The sequence below is a fragment of the Aeromonas simiae genome (assembly GCF_000820125.1).
Lineage (GTDB): Bacteria > Pseudomonadota > Gammaproteobacteria > Enterobacterales > Aeromonadaceae > Aeromonas > Aeromonas simiae.
Window position 1 is genome coordinate 109,082 of the sequence record NZ_CDBY01000049.1, and the last position, 15,547, is coordinate 124,628.

A 15,547-nucleotide genomic window follows, 5' to 3' on the forward strand; every position below is an offset into this window, starting at 1 on the left:
CGTGCAGTATAGGAGACAGGGCATGCCAACAGGCGAAAACAGGAAATCTCTGGGCCCCCTGGCCATTGCGGGAGTTGAGCCTTACCAGGAACAAGCGGGTGAGGAGTACATGAACGAGCGCCAGAAGGCGCACTTTCGCAAAATTCTGGCGGCCTGGCGTAATCAGCTGATGCAGGAAGTCGATCGCACCGTTGATTACATGAAAGACGAAGCAGCCAACTTCCCCGATCCGGTCGATCGCGCAGCACAAGAAGAGGAGTTCGCCCTCGAGCTGCGTACCCGCGACCGTGAGCGCAAGCTCATCAAGAAGATCGAGAAGACGCTGCAACTGCTGGAAGAAGACGAATTCGGCTACTGCGAGCACTGCGGCATCGAGATCGGCATCCGCCGTCTGGAAGCCCGTCCGACCGCTGATCTGTGTGTCGACTGCAAGACATTGGCCGAGATCAAAGAGAAGCAGATGGCGGGCTGATCAGCCCACCTCTCGCGCGTATACAAAGAGGGAGCCCCACGGGCTCCCTCTTTGCGTTTCGACACCCATCGCCCCCGGTGGTAGAATCCGGCGGGTTTTACCGTCAAGAGTCAGCGCCATGCCCTGGATACAAATTCGAATCAACGCCACCGCCAAGACCGCCGACAAGGTGAGCAACATGCTGCTGGGGCGCGGTGCCCAAGCGGTCACCTTCATGGACGCCAAGGACGTGCCGGTCTACGAGCCCATGCCGGGCGAGACCCCGCTGTGGGGCGAAACCGAGGTGATGGGCCTGTTCGATGCCGAAGTGGATCCGGCACCGATCGTGGCCTTCTTTCAGCAGATCTTCGGCGAGCAGGTCGGCCACAAGGTCGAGCAGCTGGAGGACAAGGATTGGGTGCGCGAGTGGATGGATCACTTCCACCCGATGCAGTTTGGCGAGCGTCTGTGGATCTGCCCGAGCTGGCGCGACGTGCCCGATCCCGAGGCGGTCAACGTCATGCTCGATCCGGGCCTGGCGTTCGGTACCGGCACCCACCCCACCACGGCGCTGTGCCTGAAGTGGCTCGATGGCCAGGATCTGACCGGCAAGACGGTGGTCGACTTTGGTTGCGGCTCCGGCATCCTCGGCATTGCGGCCCTGAAGCTGGGTGCTGAGCGCGTCATCGGCATCGACATCGATCCCCAGGCGATCCAGGCCAGCCGCGACAACGCCGAACGCAACGGCGTCGCAGAGCACCTCGAGCTCTACCTGCCCGAAGATCAACCGGCCGGCCTCCAGGCCGATGTGGTGGTCGCCAACATCCTGGCCGGCCCCCTGCGCGAGCTGGCGCCGCTCATCGCCGATCTCGGCAAGCCCGGCAGCATCATGGCCCTCTCCGGCGTGCTGGAGAGCCAGGCCCCCGAACTCGAAACCATCTACGGCAAGTGGTTCACCATGGATCCGACGGCGGTGCAGGAAGAGTGGTGCCGCCTCTCGGGCACCAAGCACGGCTGACGTTAACAGGGCTCCTTCGGGAGCCCTTGCTTTATCCCCAGCCGGCCTTATCGGCCCGGCACAGAGCGCCACGCCCGCACCGCCAGCACCAGCAGAGTGACGGCGGTAAGCGGCAGCACGAAGCCCGCCATGGCGGCTGCATAGCTCGTCTGCAATGCACTGCCGGTGGCGTGCAGCACCAGCCAGACGGTATAGGCGACGTAGTAAGCCAGAAACAATCCCCCCTCCCAGCGCGCTATGGTGTAGCCGGTGAAGAAGATCGGCAGGCAGGCCAGCGCCACGGCGATCATGACCGGGATATCGAAGCGCAGCGCCGCCGCTGAGACCTCGAGCCCACCCGGCGCCACCACGGCAGTCAGACCGAGCACGCAGAGAAGGTTGAAGATGTTGCTGCCCACCACGTTGCCCACCGCGATGTCGCGCTCACCGCGCAGCGCCGCCACGATGGAGGTGACCACCTCGGGCAGCGAGGTGCCGGCAGCGACGATGGTCAACCCTATGATGAGATCGCTCACCCCGAAATAGCGGGCCAGGGTGACGGCACTGTCGACCAGCAGCCGCGAGCCGAGGATCAGCAGTGCCAAGCCCCCCACGATCAGCAGCAGGTGACGCAGTGTACGGCTGGCTGAGCGGGGCTCCGGCTCACCGTACTCGTCGGCGAACTCCGCCTGCCCGGCCTTGCCCTCGCGCCGACTCTGGATCACCAGAAACAGGGTGTAGACGATGATGCCGGCAAACAGCAGCCCCCCTTCCAGCGCCGAGAGGCGCCCGTCCCAGCCCATCAGCAGCACCAGCAGCGAGACGGCGATCATCAGCGGCACATCGAGGCGCACCAGTTGTAGCGACACAGAAAGCGGAACGATGAGCGCCGAGATACCGAGGATGAACAGCACGTTGAAGATGTTGCTCCCCACCACGTTACCCACCGCAATACCGGCCTGCCCCTCCAGCGCCGACTGCACGCTCACCGCCAGCTCGGGCGCGCTGGTGCCAAATGCCACCACCGTCAGCCCCACCACCAGCGGCGAGATCCCAAGCGCCACCGCCAAACGCGACGCGCCACGCACCAGGGCCTCGGCCCCCCCAACCAGACACGCCAGCCCGAGCGCCAGCCACACCGCCGTCATCATAAGATCATCCTTGTGCCGTTAACCCCTGCGAGGCCCCTCTTTGGTGACGAGCCCCCTTGACGTGCTTGCCACCGATTGACCCCCACCATGCTACCCCAATTCGCGATGGCAAAAAGGGCACCTTGAGGTGCCCTTTTGTTATGTGCCGTTAGCCATCGCCGTCATGGGCAATGAACGCTTGCGCCAATGCAGTGCCCACCATGAGAGCGCGCCGTAAAGCAGGGTCAGCCCCCACAGACGCCACCACAGGGGCTGCACCTGGGCAAAGTCGGCCCCCATCTGGTTCAGTCGCAGCATCCCCTGCATCCCCGCCGTACTCGGCAGCCAGTAAGAGATCCATACCAGCGGCTCGGGCACCATCTCGATGGGCCAGATGAAACCGGCCACAAACACCAGCGGCATGGAGGAGAGCAAGATGGCCTGGCTCGGAATATCCCGGCGGGTGCAGAGGGCGCCGATCAGGATGCCCAGCATCAGGGTGGCCAGCTCGAACGGCAGGGCAAACAGCAGCACCTCGGAAGCGCTGGCCTCGCGCGCAATGCCATAGGCATCGAAACAAAAACCGAGCATATAGGTGATCGGGATGAAGTAAGGCACGGCGATCACCAGGGTACGGGCCAGCAGCAGCGGACCGGTGGGCGCCAGCTGCCAGTACCCCTTACCGCCTCGCACCGTGATCTGGTTCTGGGTCGAGCCAAGCAGGGCCGCCCCCATCAGCAGGATCTGGTGCAAGATCAGCACAAACACCCCGGGCACCACGTAGTTGAGGTAACCCATGGTGGGGTTGAACACCGGCACCAGATTGAGCGAGACCGCACTCCACCCCTGGCTGGCGCCCGGCAGAGGCTCGCCGTGGGCCAGCAGCCGTGACACCTTGATCTGCGCCGCCAGGGTGCCCCCCGCCGAAGCCAGCCCCTGTACGATGGAGCCATAGACCAGGAAGTAGCTCGAATCCCCCGCATACCCCAGGGTGACGGTGCGCCCGAGCATGATGTCGCGGTAGAAGTGGCGCGGGATGTGCAGGAGCCCGCGCGCCTCGCCGGCGTTGATGCGCCGCTGCGCCTCCTCCAGGCTGGCCACCTCATCGACCAGCTTCACCTCGGGCGTGGCATCGGCCATGAAGGCGAGCCGGCGCGAGAGCTGACTGCCGTCCTCATTGACCAGCACCACGGGCAGTTCGCGCGGCGTCTGCTTGAGGTAGGGCTGGGGATAGAGAAAGGAGTAAAACAGGATACCGCCAAACAGGGTGAGCAGGATGGCGCGATCGGCAAACAGGCTGCGCAGCTCGAGGCGCAGCAGATCGAAAAACCCTAGCATGCGGCCTCCTTGGGCTGATAACGCCGGCCCGCGACCCACAACAGCCCCCAGAACAGCAGCAGCGCCCCCAATTGCGGCGCGATGGCCAGCAGCCCCTGCGCCCGGTTGGCCACATCAATCTGGATGTCGGCATAGTGGGAGATGGGCAGCAGGGCGCGCCAGAAGGTGGCAAAGCCCCCCATGGCGCTGGCCGGGAAGGTCACCCCCATGAAGGCAAGACCGGGCGCCGTCAGCGCCCCGGCCAGCGAGATGGCCCGGGCCGCGTCGCGGATCACCGCATAAAAGCCCATGCCGAGGGCCACACAGGCGCCGGCCGTCACCCCGAGCGCCAGCGCCAGCAGCCAGGGGCTGCCGTGCATGGGGTAGCCAAGCCAGCTGTACATGGCATAGCTCCAGGCCAGTCCCCACCCCCAGCCAATCAGCCAGTGCAGGGCAAACTTATGCCACAGTGCCGGCCAGACCCCCTGCTCATGCCAGGCAAGGCCGAGCCTATCTTCCCGCGCCAGGGCATTGAGCCCGTACAGGGTCAGCAAAATCTGCCACACGGCGGGGAACAGCGCCCCCAGCAGGAACTGGCCATAGCTGGAGTTGAGGTTGTAAAGCGGCGTCATCTGGCCAGCCAGCGGTACCGACTGCCCGAGGGCCCCCGGCAGGCTGCTGCCACCGGCCAACGCCTGCAACACCCCTACCTGACCGTTGAGGGTTCCCACCACTTGCGCCAGCGCCGCATTGACCACCTTGGCGATCAATACGTACTGGCTGTTGTTCCACACCGTGACGCGCGGCGCGGTGCCGAGCCGGGCATCGCGCTCCAGATGCAGCGGCAGCACCACCAGCGCATAGATGTCACCACCGCGCAGGGCACGGGTGCCCTCGGCCACCGAATCAAACTCGTTGGAAAGCCGAAGAAAGGAGGAGGCATCCAGATCCCGCGCCAGCTGGCGCGACAGGCTGCTCTTGTCGAGATCGACCACGGCGATGGGCAGCTCGCGCACCAGGGCCGATGAGAAGATCCACCACAGCATCAGCAGCAGGGAGAGCGGCAGCCAGAGCACCAGCATCCGCCCCCAACCATCCTGCCACAGCAGTCGCCATTCGCGCCCCATTTACAGCTCGACCAGCACGCTCATGCCAACCCGCAACCCCGGGATCGGCTGTACCGGGCGCGCCTCCACCTCGAAGGTGCGCATGTCAAACCCCTGCCGGGTATCGGTGGCACGCCAGGTCGCGAAATCCCCCATCACCGCCACATGCGAAACCTTGAGACGCACCGGCTTATCGCCGAGCGCCGGGATGCGCGCGTCAAACTCCTGCCCCATGGCAAAGTGGGAGAGCTGATCTTCACGCACATGCAGCACTGCCCAGGCGTCGTCCAGATCGAGCAGGGTCACCACAGGGAACCCCTGGGGGGCCAGCTCGCCGCTACGCAGCAGTACCTGGCTCACCTCACCGTTGTGCGGGCTGTTGATGCGGGTATCGGCCATGTAGGCCTCGACCTCGGCCACCGAGCCTGCGGCCATGCGCGCCTTCTCACGGGCCGCCACCTTGGTCTCTTCACGTGCCCCTTCGAGGGCCAGCTGATACTGCTGCCACGCCATGCCTTCGCTGTAACGGGCCGCCTGCCAGCCGGTCCAGGCCTCATCCCGCTTTTGCAGCGGCACCACGCCGTCACGATACAGGTTGGCGATCCGCTGGTAGGTCTTGCCGCTGAGCTCGGCGGCAGCCTTGGCCTTCTGCCACTGATCCTTGGCGGCAGCGATCTGCTGGGCTCGCGCCCCCTTCTCCGCCTCCATGGAGAGGGCATCCGCCGCAGCCTCACCGGCCTTGGCCTGGGCCAGCTTGGCCTCCAGCTCTGGACTGGCCAGGGTAAAGACCAGATCGCCCGACTTCACCTGCTGGCCCTTGTGCACCAGCACTTCGTCGATACGGCCCGGCACCTTGGAGGAGACCGAGTACTGCTGCGCCTCGATCTGCCCTTGCAGTCGCACCGGCTCAGGACGATAGGCCAACCAGAAGCGCCAGGCGAGCCAGCCCACCACCAACAGCAGCACCCCTGCAACGATCAGGGGACGCTTGGAATTCATGCTCTGCTTTAACTGGCTCATGGGGTCACCTCTATGCCCTGCGCTTGCTGATAATGTCGGAATTGATCGATCTGCCCGGACAGCGCCATCAGGCGCGCGAGCGAGACCACGTATTGATAGGCCGCCGCCGAACGCTGGGTCTTGACCCCGGCCAACTGATTCTGGGCATCCACCACATCAAGAGAGGTGGAGAGCCCCTGGCCGAAGGCCTTGTCCCGCAACAGGACGTTCTCTTCGGCCAACTTCTGGGTCGATGAGAGGGAGTTGTACTCTTCCAGCGCCTGGCCCGCTTCGCGCCAGGTTTTCTCGACCAGCACCTCGAGATCGTGGCGGGTCTTGGCCTCCAGGTGATTGACCTGCAACTCGGCACTCTTGGCCGCCGCCACCGTATCGGAGCGACCATCGCGGCTCACCAGCGGCATGCTGACCCCGACGCCAACCATCCAGTCGGGCGCCATCTTGGCCGAGAGCGTGTCCTGCTCGTAGAGGTTGTAGTTACCGTAGAGGAACACCTCGGGGGCAAACTTGCCCTTCTCGGCCCGGATCAACCCCTTGGCCTGCTCGCGCTTGGCCATCAACACCTTAAGACCTGGGTGTACTTCCAGGGTCTGGCTGACCAGGGGCGAAAGTTCGGGGGTGCGCTGGTTAATGAAAAGAGAGTTGGTCGGCTCGCTGCCATCGAGCTTGATCAGGCGATCGAGCGCCAGCTCGGCGATCTCCAGGCTGCGGCGCGACTTCTGGGTATCGATACGCGCCCTGTCATAGGCCGATTGGGCGGAGAGCAGCTCCACTCTGGCTATCTGCCCCTGCGCCTCGAGCTTCTTGGCGTGATCGTAGTGACGGGCAAGCCCGGCCTCGATATCGGCACGGGTCTGCACCACTTGGCGCGCCAGCACCACGCCAAAATAGGTCTGGGAGAGGGTCTCGAAGCTGGCCTGCTGCTTGACGGCCAGCATCTCCTTGGCTTCATCCACCTGAGCGGCACGGATATCCTGCGCCGCATCGATGCGTCCACCGGTGAACAGGGGCCAGAGTGCCTTGACCGAGCTGGTGACCACATTTTTCTCAGTCAGCGGCGTCACGAAGGCACTGGCGCCCCCCATCAGGTTGATGAGCGCTCCGCCCAGGGCGCTCTGACTCAGCCCTCGGACGGGATTGAGCGCCAGCATATCGAGTTCAACCGGATCGTCGAGCCGGGTGAAATTCGCCCCCACATCGATTTTGGGCAGGTACATGGCTTTGGCGGCCTCGCGCAGGGATTCTGCCCGCTCCACCCCGGCTCGCTCGGCGGCCAGCCCGTCGTCTTGCTGCAACACCCGGCTCCATGCCTCTGCAAACGAGACAGGCAGCGCCATTGGAGCCCCCCATGCATAGCAGCAGAGCAGCGTGGCACCGACTCTTGTGATGATTCGTCTACTCATCATGACCCTGTGTTTTGTTAATTTATTGGGTGGAGCTTTTGCTCAAAATGAGCCCGCTATCATAACGCAAACTCGCCCGGCTCCGCAGCACAGAATATCCCTATGATTCACTCGACACCACACCCATCCAATCGACTGATTTGCAAGCTATCCAGATATTGCAAGCCTTGAAGGGGATATTTTTCCTAAAAAAAGTTGCCTAACGCTCAAATACTAACCTTTTCTCCTGACTAAAAAATGCGTAATATACGCCGCCCTAAGCCGATAGTAACCGTAGTGATGCAGATAGGTCCCCACATCCTGGATGCCCCCTTGATCGTCGCCCCCATGGCCGGCGTCACCGACCGGCCGTTTCGCGAACTCTGTTTGCGACTGGGTGCTGGCATGGCGGTCTCTGAGATGCTGTTGGCCAATCCGGATGTCTGGGATTCCCAGAAGACCCGCATGCGGATGGATCATGCTGCTGAAGTTGGTGTGCGCTCGGTCCAGATTGCCGGAGCCGACCCCGAGATGATGGCGTACGCCGCCCGCTACAACGTGGAGCATGGTGCGCAGATCGTCGACATCAACATGGGCTGCCCGGCGAAGAAGGTAAACAAGAAGTTGGCAGGTTCCGCCCTGCTGCGCTACCCCGATCTGGTCAGAGAAATCTGCCATACCGTGGTGAATGCAGTCGCAGTGCCTGTCACGCTGAAAATTCGCACAGGATGGGATCCGGATAACCGCAATGGCGTGGAGATCGCCCGAATCGCCGAAGATTGCGGTATCAAGGCCCTTGCCGTGCATGGTCGTACCCGAGCCTGCCTTTATAAAGGTAACGCGGAGTACGACACCATCAGGGCGATTAAGCAGGCCGTATCGATTCCTGTTGTCGCCAATGGCGACATCGACAGCCCGGAAAAGGCTCGGTATGTCCTCGACTATACCGGCGCTGACGCCGTGATGATCGGCCGCGCTGCACAAGGAAGACCCTGGATTTTCCGGGAAATCCGTCACTATCTGGCAACCGGTACCCTTCTGCCTCCGCCGCCACGGGCTGAGGTCAGGGCCCTGATGCTGGAGCACGTTGCCAACCTGCACCGTTTCTACGGTGACTATCTGGGGGCACGCATTGCTCGCAAGCATGTGGGCTGGTATTTGGAAGAAGAAGAGACGGGCCGAGAATTCCGCAGGTATTTCAATGGCCTGGAGTGTGCTGAGGCACAACTCGAGGCACTGGATGCCTATTTCGATGGATTAGGTTAACGCATAACATAAGAGCCGACCGAATATGTTCGAACAAACCCTGACTTCTGATGCATTGGTAACGACCACTCACAATCACGCTGCCGAGCCGACCCAGCGCCCCCTGCGTGACTCTGTGCAACAGGCCCTGCGTAACTACCTGGCCCAGTTGAACGGTCAGGAAGTGGTGGATCTGTACGATATGGTCCTTTCCGAGGTCGAAGCTCCCATGCTGGACGTGATCATGCAGTACACCCGCGGTAACCAAACCCGCGCCGCCGTGATGATGGGGATCAACCGTGGCACCCTGCGCAAGAAGCTCAAGCGCTACGGCATGAACTAAGCCATAAAAGCTAAGCTATTGAAAATAAAGGTACTTTCATTTTAATGAAAGTGCCTTTTTAGTTTTGAACCCACATTTGAACCCACACTTACCTAGCAAGGCTTTGTGGTTGATCGCTCCGATAAGGCGACAGTAAGTCATCGCTCCTCCTCTTAATCCCTTTCAAACGAAAACCATCATAGCCCTCTGTATCTACAATTCATTTGTTCATTTCTTTAAGAGCTTCGCCTACAGTTAATACCTTCCAACCAACAGCCCTAGCCTGCTCAAGGTCTTGCTGAGCAATTGCGATCCCTCTTTTTTTATGAGGCCAAGCTATTTCCAATTCAGCTACGACGTCTTTGCCAGTGATGGATAACTCATGACTTACGTGTGGCAAATGCATGTTCTTTTTTTCGTAAAACCGTAACAAACCATCAAGCGACTGATCAGCCACATCTCTCACTTCAGCCCAACTACTAAGGAAGGTGCGAATAAGTCATATGGCACGAGAGCATTTACTGGTAACCCATTGATATTAAATGACTAAAATTTTCATTTTTTGTTCGTGGGATACTTGTTCGCACTTTCCCTAATGTTCCATCTTTAGTTGGGGTGTGGTCTTGTGTGTTTCGTGTAGTGGTTGGAATGGCCGACTATTGGTAAGCCACCACAAACTGAACGAGGGCATTGGCCTGCCCCGGCGTGACCTGGCTGCGTGTTTGTAGGTAACGCACGGCAAACGGCAGGGTCAGGTTTGAGGCCGGAGCGCCGCGCCATACCTCTTGCCGGTTGTTAAGCGGCTGTGGCAGCAAGGCGCTATTGAGCAGCTGTACGCCTATCCCCGTGGCATTCTGCGCACCGGCTTGCAGCTGAATGACCCCTTGTTGGGCGGCGTTGGCATAGTCTGGGTCGGCGCTGGCATTGAATTGCATGAGCACGGCATAGACGTTGCTGCAACTTTGCAGATGGATGTTGAAGTTGCGGCTGGCACTGCTACTACCGATCCCGGTGAATTGCTGGGCCTGCTGAGTGCCAAGGGGCACTGTGATGTTTTTTGAGTCGGTACTGACGGTACAGGTGGGGCCGACTATGTTGACACACAGGCCGTTGGTCAGTCGCGCTTCCACCACGGTCAAGTTATCGAAACGCACATTGCCCAACAGGGTGCCGGCGGGCAGACAGTACTGGCCCGTGGTCATGTTGCCCGTCTTCCAGAAGTCGACCCGGATCTTGGATGTGGCATCGAAGTAATAGTCTCCGATTGGAGCTTTCACTTCACCATAGGGGCGAAAGTAGTTGGGGGTGTTGTAGAGGGCGGTATCACTCAGGCTGTAGCCAATGCCGGGTATCGTCGTGATGTTATAGATAGGTCCTTTTTCCGAGCTGCCGATGGCCGGAGCCGTGGCCCCCACCAGATTGCTGTAACCCGCACTCTCACTGCCGCTGCAGTTGCTCTTCCAGGAGGGGGTGCCATCCATGCCGCCGATATCCCCCAGCCGTTGCCCCACCGCGGTGTTGATGCTATTGACCGTCAGCGAGGAGTTGGGGGCGCTGTAGCGAGCGGGGCCAACCAGTCCATCTTTCCAACTACAGTTGGCCAGGGCAGCAGGGTTCCAACTCAGGGCCAGGAGGAGCGCGTAGCAGAGGGATGCCAGAGGGCGAGTGAGCGTCATGATTACTCCTGATGGTCGGCAGTTAGGGGGAGACAGGTTTGGGGCTCGGCTATCAGGCTCAGACCCGCGGCGTCGGCGGGTAACTGGTAATTCAGCTGGCACTGCTGATGGACTTCGCCCCCCCAGCGCACATGCAGCTGGCCGCGCAGTTGGCTGACTCGGGCATAGAGCTGGCCTCCTTGGCCAACCGTTCCCACCTCTTGCCCCTGAGCATCCAACACCTGGGCACCGAATGGCGCGGGCTGTTGGTTGGCCAGGCGAGTGTCCAGTAGCAGGCCGTAGCCCACCTTGGTGGCGAACTGTACCGGCACGGCGGCCCCCGCATCCGGCACCACCCATTGGCTGGTGGTCGAGAGTTCCACCGTGTCCAGGGTGCCTTGTGGATCGAGTTCGAGGTGATTGCGGCTGAAGGGGGTTAGATTGGGGGCTATGGCATAGCCCTCGTCGTTGATCGTTACCCCGGCCCAGCCGGTCAGCTTGGCTCCCGCCGCCTGAGGTGCCGCTATGATGGCAAAGGTATCTCCCAGCTCAGGCACGGCCAGCCAACCGCCAGCATGGGCGACTATGGCCCCACGCACCCCTACTGAGTATTGCCGTTGTTGCTGGCTATCCTGACTCAGGCTGCCGTTGTAGTAGGCGTGGGATGAGCGGTAGCTGCCGTTGACGCCTAAGCCACTGACACTCTCACCCTGTTGCGGGGCTTGATGGCTGGCGGTGAGGCCATAGCTGTACTGACTCTCTTCTCCGAAGGCGCCTGCCAGAGTGGTCTGCAGTTGGCTGCCGTTGGCGGGATCATGAGTCAATTGCATAGTCACACTACCATTGAGGCCGCGGCTGCCCAGGGGCAGCGAGAGGGTGAGACCATAGAGCCAGTTGCGCTGACCTGTGCTCGTTTGGCTATGTTGGGCCGAGAGCTGATAGCCCAGATTGCCTAGCATGTCGCTGTAACCCAGTTGCAGGCTGGTCTCATCGGGCTGTGCTTGCCAATACCAGCTCCGGCTGCCGATCAGGTAGAGGCTACCTGAGCCCAGCGCCTGGTTGATACTGAGATCCAGCCGCTGCCGTTCATGCCACTGGCGGGTGAAATCCTGGTTCTGACCATACAGCCGGGAGATGGCCTCCTGCAGACCGTAATACTCCTCATTGCTGGTGCGCGATGCGGTCAGCGACAGGTGGGTATCTGTGGTGGTCACTTGGCGTGAGAAGTTGGCCCGGTATTTTTCTCCCTGGCTGGAGCTATCTCGCTCGCTCAGGTTGGCGTGGGTCAGATCCAGGGAAAAGGCTCCCAGCGAGGTGTTGATGGCGCTGCCCACCAGCAAGGCTGAATACTCTTCCAGCAGCGAGAGGCCGCTGTAACCGGTCAGCAGGTTGCTGACGCCTTGTTGCAGGGTAAATTGGCCCAACAGGGGGCGCTGGCCCTGCAAGGCGTCATCGCGCACCTCACCGAAGGTGGCATTGTAGAAGGTGGTGCCGGCTCGCACCATGCCAGGCACGGCGGCATAGGGCACACGAAACGCCTGGCGGCTGCCATCGGCCTCCTGGATGGTCACCTGCAGATCGCCGCCATAGCCGGTCGGGTAGAGGTCATCTATGACAAATGAGCCCGGTGGCACTGTGGTCTCGTATAGCAGGTAGCCATTCTGCTCTATGGTGACCTTGGCATGAGTGCGGGCTATGCCGCGGACTGTGGGGGCAAATCCCCGTTGCGACTCGGGCAACATGCGCGGGTCACTGCCCAGGTTGATGCCCTGATAGCTGACGGCATCGAAGAACTCCCCCGAACTCCAGCTCTGGCCCAGGGTCAGCCGTGAGCGCCAATCGGGCAGACTGCGCTGGGCATAGGTGGCAATATTGCTCCACGCCTCATCTTGGTCGCCTTGTTGCAGACTCGACTGGTGGCGCAGACGCCAATTGCCCAGATTGGCGCCACCGTTGAGCCCCAGATAGCGGCTGGTGTAACTTTGCCCTGCATAGTCACTATGGTAGTCATTCAGGTCATAGCCCAGGCTGACCATTGGCTCGCCCCAGCTCCACTGCTCAGGGGGGACTCCGGCCCGGTCGGCGCGCAGTTGCAGGCTCTGGGGAATGTCCAGATGCAGGGCCAGCTCAGCGATGGCGTAGTGCCAACTGAGCTCCGGAGAGATCTGTTCTGGGGTGACGCACTCTGCCGGGTCTTGCAGTCGTTGGTTCAGGGCTGGAGTCAGTTGCTCGGTGTTGACATGCCCCTGGTTCAGCAATGCCATGTCTAGGCAGAGCTGGGGTTCCGCTTGGTCTGTCACCTGGCCTAGCCGCACCATCAGGCGCCCGCTCAGGTTCTGATTGATATAGATATCGCTGAGGTAACTCCCCGCGTAGAGCGGATTGCCCTTGTTGAATTGGCTGACATCTATGGCCTCCAGGTTGGGGTTAAGAAAGCCCGCATTGAAGGTCACCTCCTCGGCGGCTTCGCAGCTCATAGTCAACGCGATCAGCATCACCAGCAGCGGGGAAGGGCGTGACGCGCGCTTCAGCATGGCGATTACTTATTCAGGGCGATCTGGTGCGCCTGCTGGGCACCATAATCATTGATGAGGCTGAAGTTTAGGGTCTGGGGCAGTGGAACCCGTAACTTGGCGGGTAGGGGTAGCCTCAAGTTGGCAAATGGGGCCACCATATCCCCTGAGAGTTCATGCCCGGCCAAGCGAACTGAACTCAAGGTCACATGGTAGGGCGTTGGATTGTGAACCGCGAGCACCGGTTCGCTGCTGGATTCCAGGTGCCATTGCAACTGCTCGGCGACCTTGGCCGGATCGGCCTTGAGACCCGCAGGGCGGAAGAAAAATTTCAGGCGGGAACGGACGGCAAACTGCAGGTAGTTTTCGTTGTTCTTGGCATCGGGTTGCGGTGGGATCTCCAAGAGATTGAACCAGTAGAGGCTCTCCCTGTCCTGCGGCAGGGGGCTGCCGTTGTACATGATGCGCAATGTCTGACCGCTCTTGGCTTCGACCCGAGAGACAGGGGGAAGAATGATGAAGGGGGCCTTCTCCTGCTCGGGTTGCGAGAGTGTATTGCCGCTATCGATCCAGGATTGCACCAACGCCGGGCTGTCACCGGTATTGTTTAGTTGCAGGGTGATCTCTCGTTTGTCAGCCGGGTAAATGATGCGCGTACCGCTGATGACAATCCCAGCCTGGGCGACGAGGGGCAGTAACAGTAGGATCAAAGGCCAGACGTATCGGCGAACATTCCGGGACATGAGCGGATACCTTGTTAAGTCGGCGGATTCGGCACCAGAACGGCATAGCAGTGAGGGCTCCCGACTATGCCGTTCTGGTTTACCGCTCAGAGTAGACTCATTGATAGGTCAGGGTAAAGAAGGTATCTGCCTTGACTGCGCCCGCCGTCACGCCACCTAGGGCGGAATAGTATTCGGCGAAGTAGGTGAGGGTAGCTGCTCCGCCGGTAATATCGACCCACTGGGAGTTCTGGGCGGCCTGAGGTTGATTCAAGGCGATCTGGCTGAAGTCGGCATTGCTCAAGCCGACCTGCACATTGCCCGCACCAGATGGTGCTGTGTTCTTCAGTTTACCCGTGCTCATATCGGTGCCGCTACCCGGTTCGAAGTAGAGGGAAACCTTGCCGCTATTGGGGGTGCAGTTGGTCAAGTTGATGGCGATCGGGGTGCGGCCAGCCGTCGTTCCTGCTGCCGTCAAGGCATTGGCCGATACGGTGGGGAGAACCACGGCGTGCTTACCGCCGGTACCTGAGGTGATATCGCAGGTGTTGGCGACTATGGTGCCCGTGATGTTGATTTCGCCATCAGTCGCGTGGCTTATCCTGGGCAGCAAAGCCAGGGCACTGATGAGCGCAAGACGCAGATTGAGTTGCATGGTGTTTCTCCTGGCGTTGTATGGTGTCTGCGGGGTGACGCAGCACACTGTTCTGTTCAGTCGTTCTGTAATTGTTGCCTGCTTATAGGGCATCCCCGTCGAGCGGGGGGCAGGGAGAGGCGGTCTGACCTGCCGATTAATTAAACAGCCACCAACCTTAACTGACTCTGAATCGCCCCTGGTTTTCTAGACACTTTGTTGCTGAAAAATAAACTGCCTTTCAAACTCTACCGGCGACAGCCCATCATTGGAACCATGACGCCTGATTGGGTTGTAAAACATCTCGATATAATCAAACACATCGCTGCGGGCTTCGTCTCTTGTCGCGTAAATCCTGCGCTTGATCCGCTCCCGTTTGAGCAACTGAAAGAAACTCTCGGCGACCGCGTTGTCGTGACAGTTACCCCGTCGGCTCATACTGCAACTCAGGTTGTGGGCCTTCAGAAAGTCTTGCCATTCACCACCGGTAAACTGGCTGCCCTGATCCGAATGCACCAGTACCGGCTGCTTGGGTTTGCGCCGCCAGACGGCCATCAATAACGCATCAACCGCCAAGTCTGCCGTCATGCGTGACTTCATCGCCCAGCCGACGATCTGGCGAGAGAACAGGTCGAGCACCACCGCCAGGTACAGCCACCCTTCTTGAGTGCGAATGTAGGTAATGTCAGTCACCCAGATGATGTTGGGGGCTGGCACCTTAAACTGACGTGCCAGCGTGTTTGGGGCAGCTTGCGTGCTCTTGCCTCCATAATGCCCCTTGCGGCGTTGATAGCCCGTTTGCGAACGCAGTCCCTCCCGCTTCATTAATTTGGCCACACGGTGCTTGCCGCAGGCTTCCCCTGCGTCACGAAGGTCGCGATGGATCTTGCGATAACCGTAGACAGCACCACTTTCCAGCCAGGATTGCTTGACCAATCCGGTCAGTCGTTCGTCCTCCTGCTGTCGTGGCGATGTGGGCTGTTTCAACCACGCGTAGAAGCCACTTCGGTGAACCCCCAGGGTCTGGCACAGGGTAACTGGATTTGACCCCATAGG

The 15,547-nt window shown here is 60.6% G+C and carries 15 protein-coding genes; 4 read left to right on the forward strand and 11 right to left on the reverse strand.

Annotation, left to right across the window (positions count from 1 at the left end; genetic code table 11):
• Window positions 1-22: 22 nt before the first annotated feature.
• Both dksA and prmA read left to right on the forward strand, forming a co-directional pair.
• On the forward strand, window positions 23-472 hold the full coding sequence (gene dksA, locus BN1134_RS09005; protein WP_042046713.1) for an RNA polymerase-binding protein DksA: 450 nt from the start codon (window positions 23-25) through the stop codon (window positions 470-472).
• 118 nt (window positions 473-590) lie between these two features.
• Window positions 591-1,469, forward strand: a complete 879-nt coding sequence (gene prmA / locus BN1134_RS09010) for a 50S ribosomal protein L11 methyltransferase (RefSeq protein ID WP_042046715.1) — start codon at window positions 591-593, stop codon at window positions 1,467-1,469.
• A 47-nt stretch (window positions 1,470-1,516) separates the two neighbouring features.
• Here the strand turns inward: prmA and BN1134_RS09015 are convergent, their stop codons facing one another.
• The 5 genes from BN1134_RS09015 to BN1134_RS09035 form a co-directional block, all read right to left on the reverse strand.
• Window positions 1,517-2,599 (reverse strand): calcium/sodium antiporter, encoded by a 1,083-nt coding sequence (locus BN1134_RS09015; RefSeq protein ID WP_042046716.1) that lies wholly within the window; start codon window positions 2,597-2,599, stop codon window positions 1,517-1,519.
• A 138-nt stretch (window positions 2,600-2,737) separates the two neighbouring features.
• Complete coding sequence (locus BN1134_RS09020) at window positions 2,738-3,916, reverse strand: ABC transporter permease (RefSeq protein WP_042046717.1); 1,179 nt, start codon at window positions 3,914-3,916, stop codon at window positions 2,738-2,740.
• Window positions 3,910-5,022: an ABC transporter permease gene (locus BN1134_RS09025; protein ID WP_042046718.1), complete on the reverse strand. Its 1,113-nt coding sequence runs from the start codon at window positions 5,020-5,022 to the stop codon at window positions 3,910-3,912. The genes BN1134_RS09020 and BN1134_RS09025 overlap by 7 nt, the downstream gene beginning before the upstream one ends.
• On the reverse strand, window positions 5,023-6,021 hold the full coding sequence (locus BN1134_RS09030) for an HlyD family secretion protein (RefSeq protein ID WP_084214764.1): 999 nt from the start codon (window positions 6,019-6,021) through the stop codon (window positions 5,023-5,025).
• Window positions 6,018-7,355, reverse strand: a complete 1,338-nt coding sequence (locus BN1134_RS09035) for a TolC family protein (protein ID WP_156991723.1) — start codon at window positions 7,353-7,355, stop codon at window positions 6,018-6,020. The genes BN1134_RS09030 and BN1134_RS09035 overlap by 4 nt, the downstream gene beginning before the upstream one ends.
• Before the next feature lie 345 nt (window positions 7,356-7,700).
• Here BN1134_RS09035 and dusB point away from each other — a divergent pair, with 345 nt between their 5' ends.
• Both dusB and fis read left to right on the forward strand, forming a co-directional pair.
• Window positions 7,701-8,666 carry a tRNA dihydrouridine synthase DusB gene (gene dusB / locus BN1134_RS09040; RefSeq protein WP_042046721.1) on the forward strand — a complete coding sequence of 322 codons (966 nt, stop codon included), beginning with the start codon at window positions 7,701-7,703 and terminating at the stop codon, window positions 8,664-8,666.
• A 25-nt stretch (window positions 8,667-8,691) separates the two neighbouring features.
• Window positions 8,692-8,988, forward strand: a complete 297-nt coding sequence (gene fis, locus BN1134_RS09045) for a DNA-binding transcriptional regulator Fis (RefSeq protein ID WP_042046723.1) — start codon at window positions 8,692-8,694, stop codon at window positions 8,986-8,988.
• 199 nt (window positions 8,989-9,187) lie between these two features.
• Here fis and BN1134_RS19665 read toward each other — a convergent pair whose 3' ends face one another.
• The 6 genes from BN1134_RS19665 to BN1134_RS09070 form a co-directional block, all read right to left on the reverse strand.
• Complete coding sequence (locus BN1134_RS19665; RefSeq protein ID WP_156991724.1) at window positions 9,188-9,424, reverse strand: hypothetical protein; 237 nt, start codon at window positions 9,422-9,424, stop codon at window positions 9,188-9,190.
• A gap of 199 nt (window positions 9,425-9,623) precedes the next feature.
• A complete protein-coding gene (locus BN1134_RS09050; protein ID WP_042046724.1) occupies window positions 9,624-10,643 on the reverse strand; it encodes a fimbrial protein in 1,020 nt (339 codons plus the stop codon).
• 2 nt (window positions 10,644-10,645) lie between these two features.
• Complete coding sequence (locus BN1134_RS09055) at window positions 10,646-13,156, reverse strand: fimbria/pilus outer membrane usher protein (RefSeq protein ID WP_052449456.1); 2,511 nt, start codon at window positions 13,154-13,156, stop codon at window positions 10,646-10,648.
• 5 nt (window positions 13,157-13,161) lie between these two features.
• Window positions 13,162-13,878 (reverse strand): fimbrial biogenesis chaperone, encoded by a 717-nt coding sequence (locus tag BN1134_RS09060; protein WP_042046725.1) that lies wholly within the window; start codon window positions 13,876-13,878, stop codon window positions 13,162-13,164.
• A 97-nt stretch (window positions 13,879-13,975) separates the two neighbouring features.
• Entirely contained in the window at window positions 13,976-14,512 is a 537-nt protein-coding gene (locus tag BN1134_RS09065; RefSeq protein ID WP_042046726.1) for a fimbrial protein, read from the reverse strand.
• A 186-nt stretch (window positions 14,513-14,698) separates the two neighbouring features.
• On the reverse strand, window positions 14,699-15,547 hold an 849-nt coding region (locus BN1134_RS09070), incomplete at its 5' end, for an IS3 family transposase (RefSeq protein ID WP_084214766.1).

Coding starts and splice junctions, on each gene's coding strand:
- BN1134_RS09035 (WP_156991723.1), bottom strand. CDS start 7,355: ATGGCGCTGCCTGTCTCGTTTGCAGAGGCATGGAGCCGGGTGTTGCAG.
- BN1134_RS09025 (WP_042046718.1), bottom strand. CDS start 5,022: ATGGGGCGCGAATGGCGACTGCTGTGGCAGGATGGTTGGGGGCGGATG.
- BN1134_RS09030 (WP_084214764.1), bottom strand. CDS start 6,021: ATGAGCCAGTTAAAGCAGAGCATGAATTCCAAGCGTCCCCTGATCGTT.
- fis (WP_042046723.1), top strand. CDS start 8,692: ATGTTCGAACAAACCCTGACTTCTGATGCATTGGTAACGACCACTCAC.
- BN1134_RS09020 (WP_042046717.1), bottom strand. CDS start 3,916: ATGCTAGGGTTTTTCGATCTGCTGCGCCTCGAGCTGCGCAGCCTGTTT.
- dksA (WP_042046713.1), top strand. CDS start 23: ATGCCAACAGGCGAAAACAGGAAATCTCTGGGCCCCCTGGCCATTGCG.
- BN1134_RS09055 (WP_052449456.1), bottom strand. CDS start 13,156: ATGCTGAAGCGCGCGTCACGCCCTTCCCCGCTGCTGGTGATGCTGATC.
- prmA (WP_042046715.1), top strand. CDS start 591: ATGCCCTGGATACAAATTCGAATCAACGCCACCGCCAAGACCGCCGAC.
- BN1134_RS09065 (WP_042046726.1), bottom strand. CDS start 14,512: ATGCAACTCAATCTGCGTCTTGCGCTCATCAGTGCCCTGGCTTTGCTG.
- BN1134_RS09015 (WP_042046716.1), bottom strand. CDS start 2,599: ATGATGACGGCGGTGTGGCTGGCGCTCGGGCTGGCGTGTCTGGTTGGG.
- dusB (WP_042046721.1), top strand. CDS start 7,701: ATGCAGATAGGTCCCCACATCCTGGATGCCCCCTTGATCGTCGCCCCC.
- BN1134_RS09050 (WP_042046724.1), bottom strand. CDS start 10,643: ATGACGCTCACTCGCCCTCTGGCATCCCTCTGCTACGCGCTCCTCCTG.
- BN1134_RS09060 (WP_042046725.1), bottom strand. CDS start 13,878: ATGTCCCGGAATGTTCGCCGATACGTCTGGCCTTTGATCCTACTGTTA.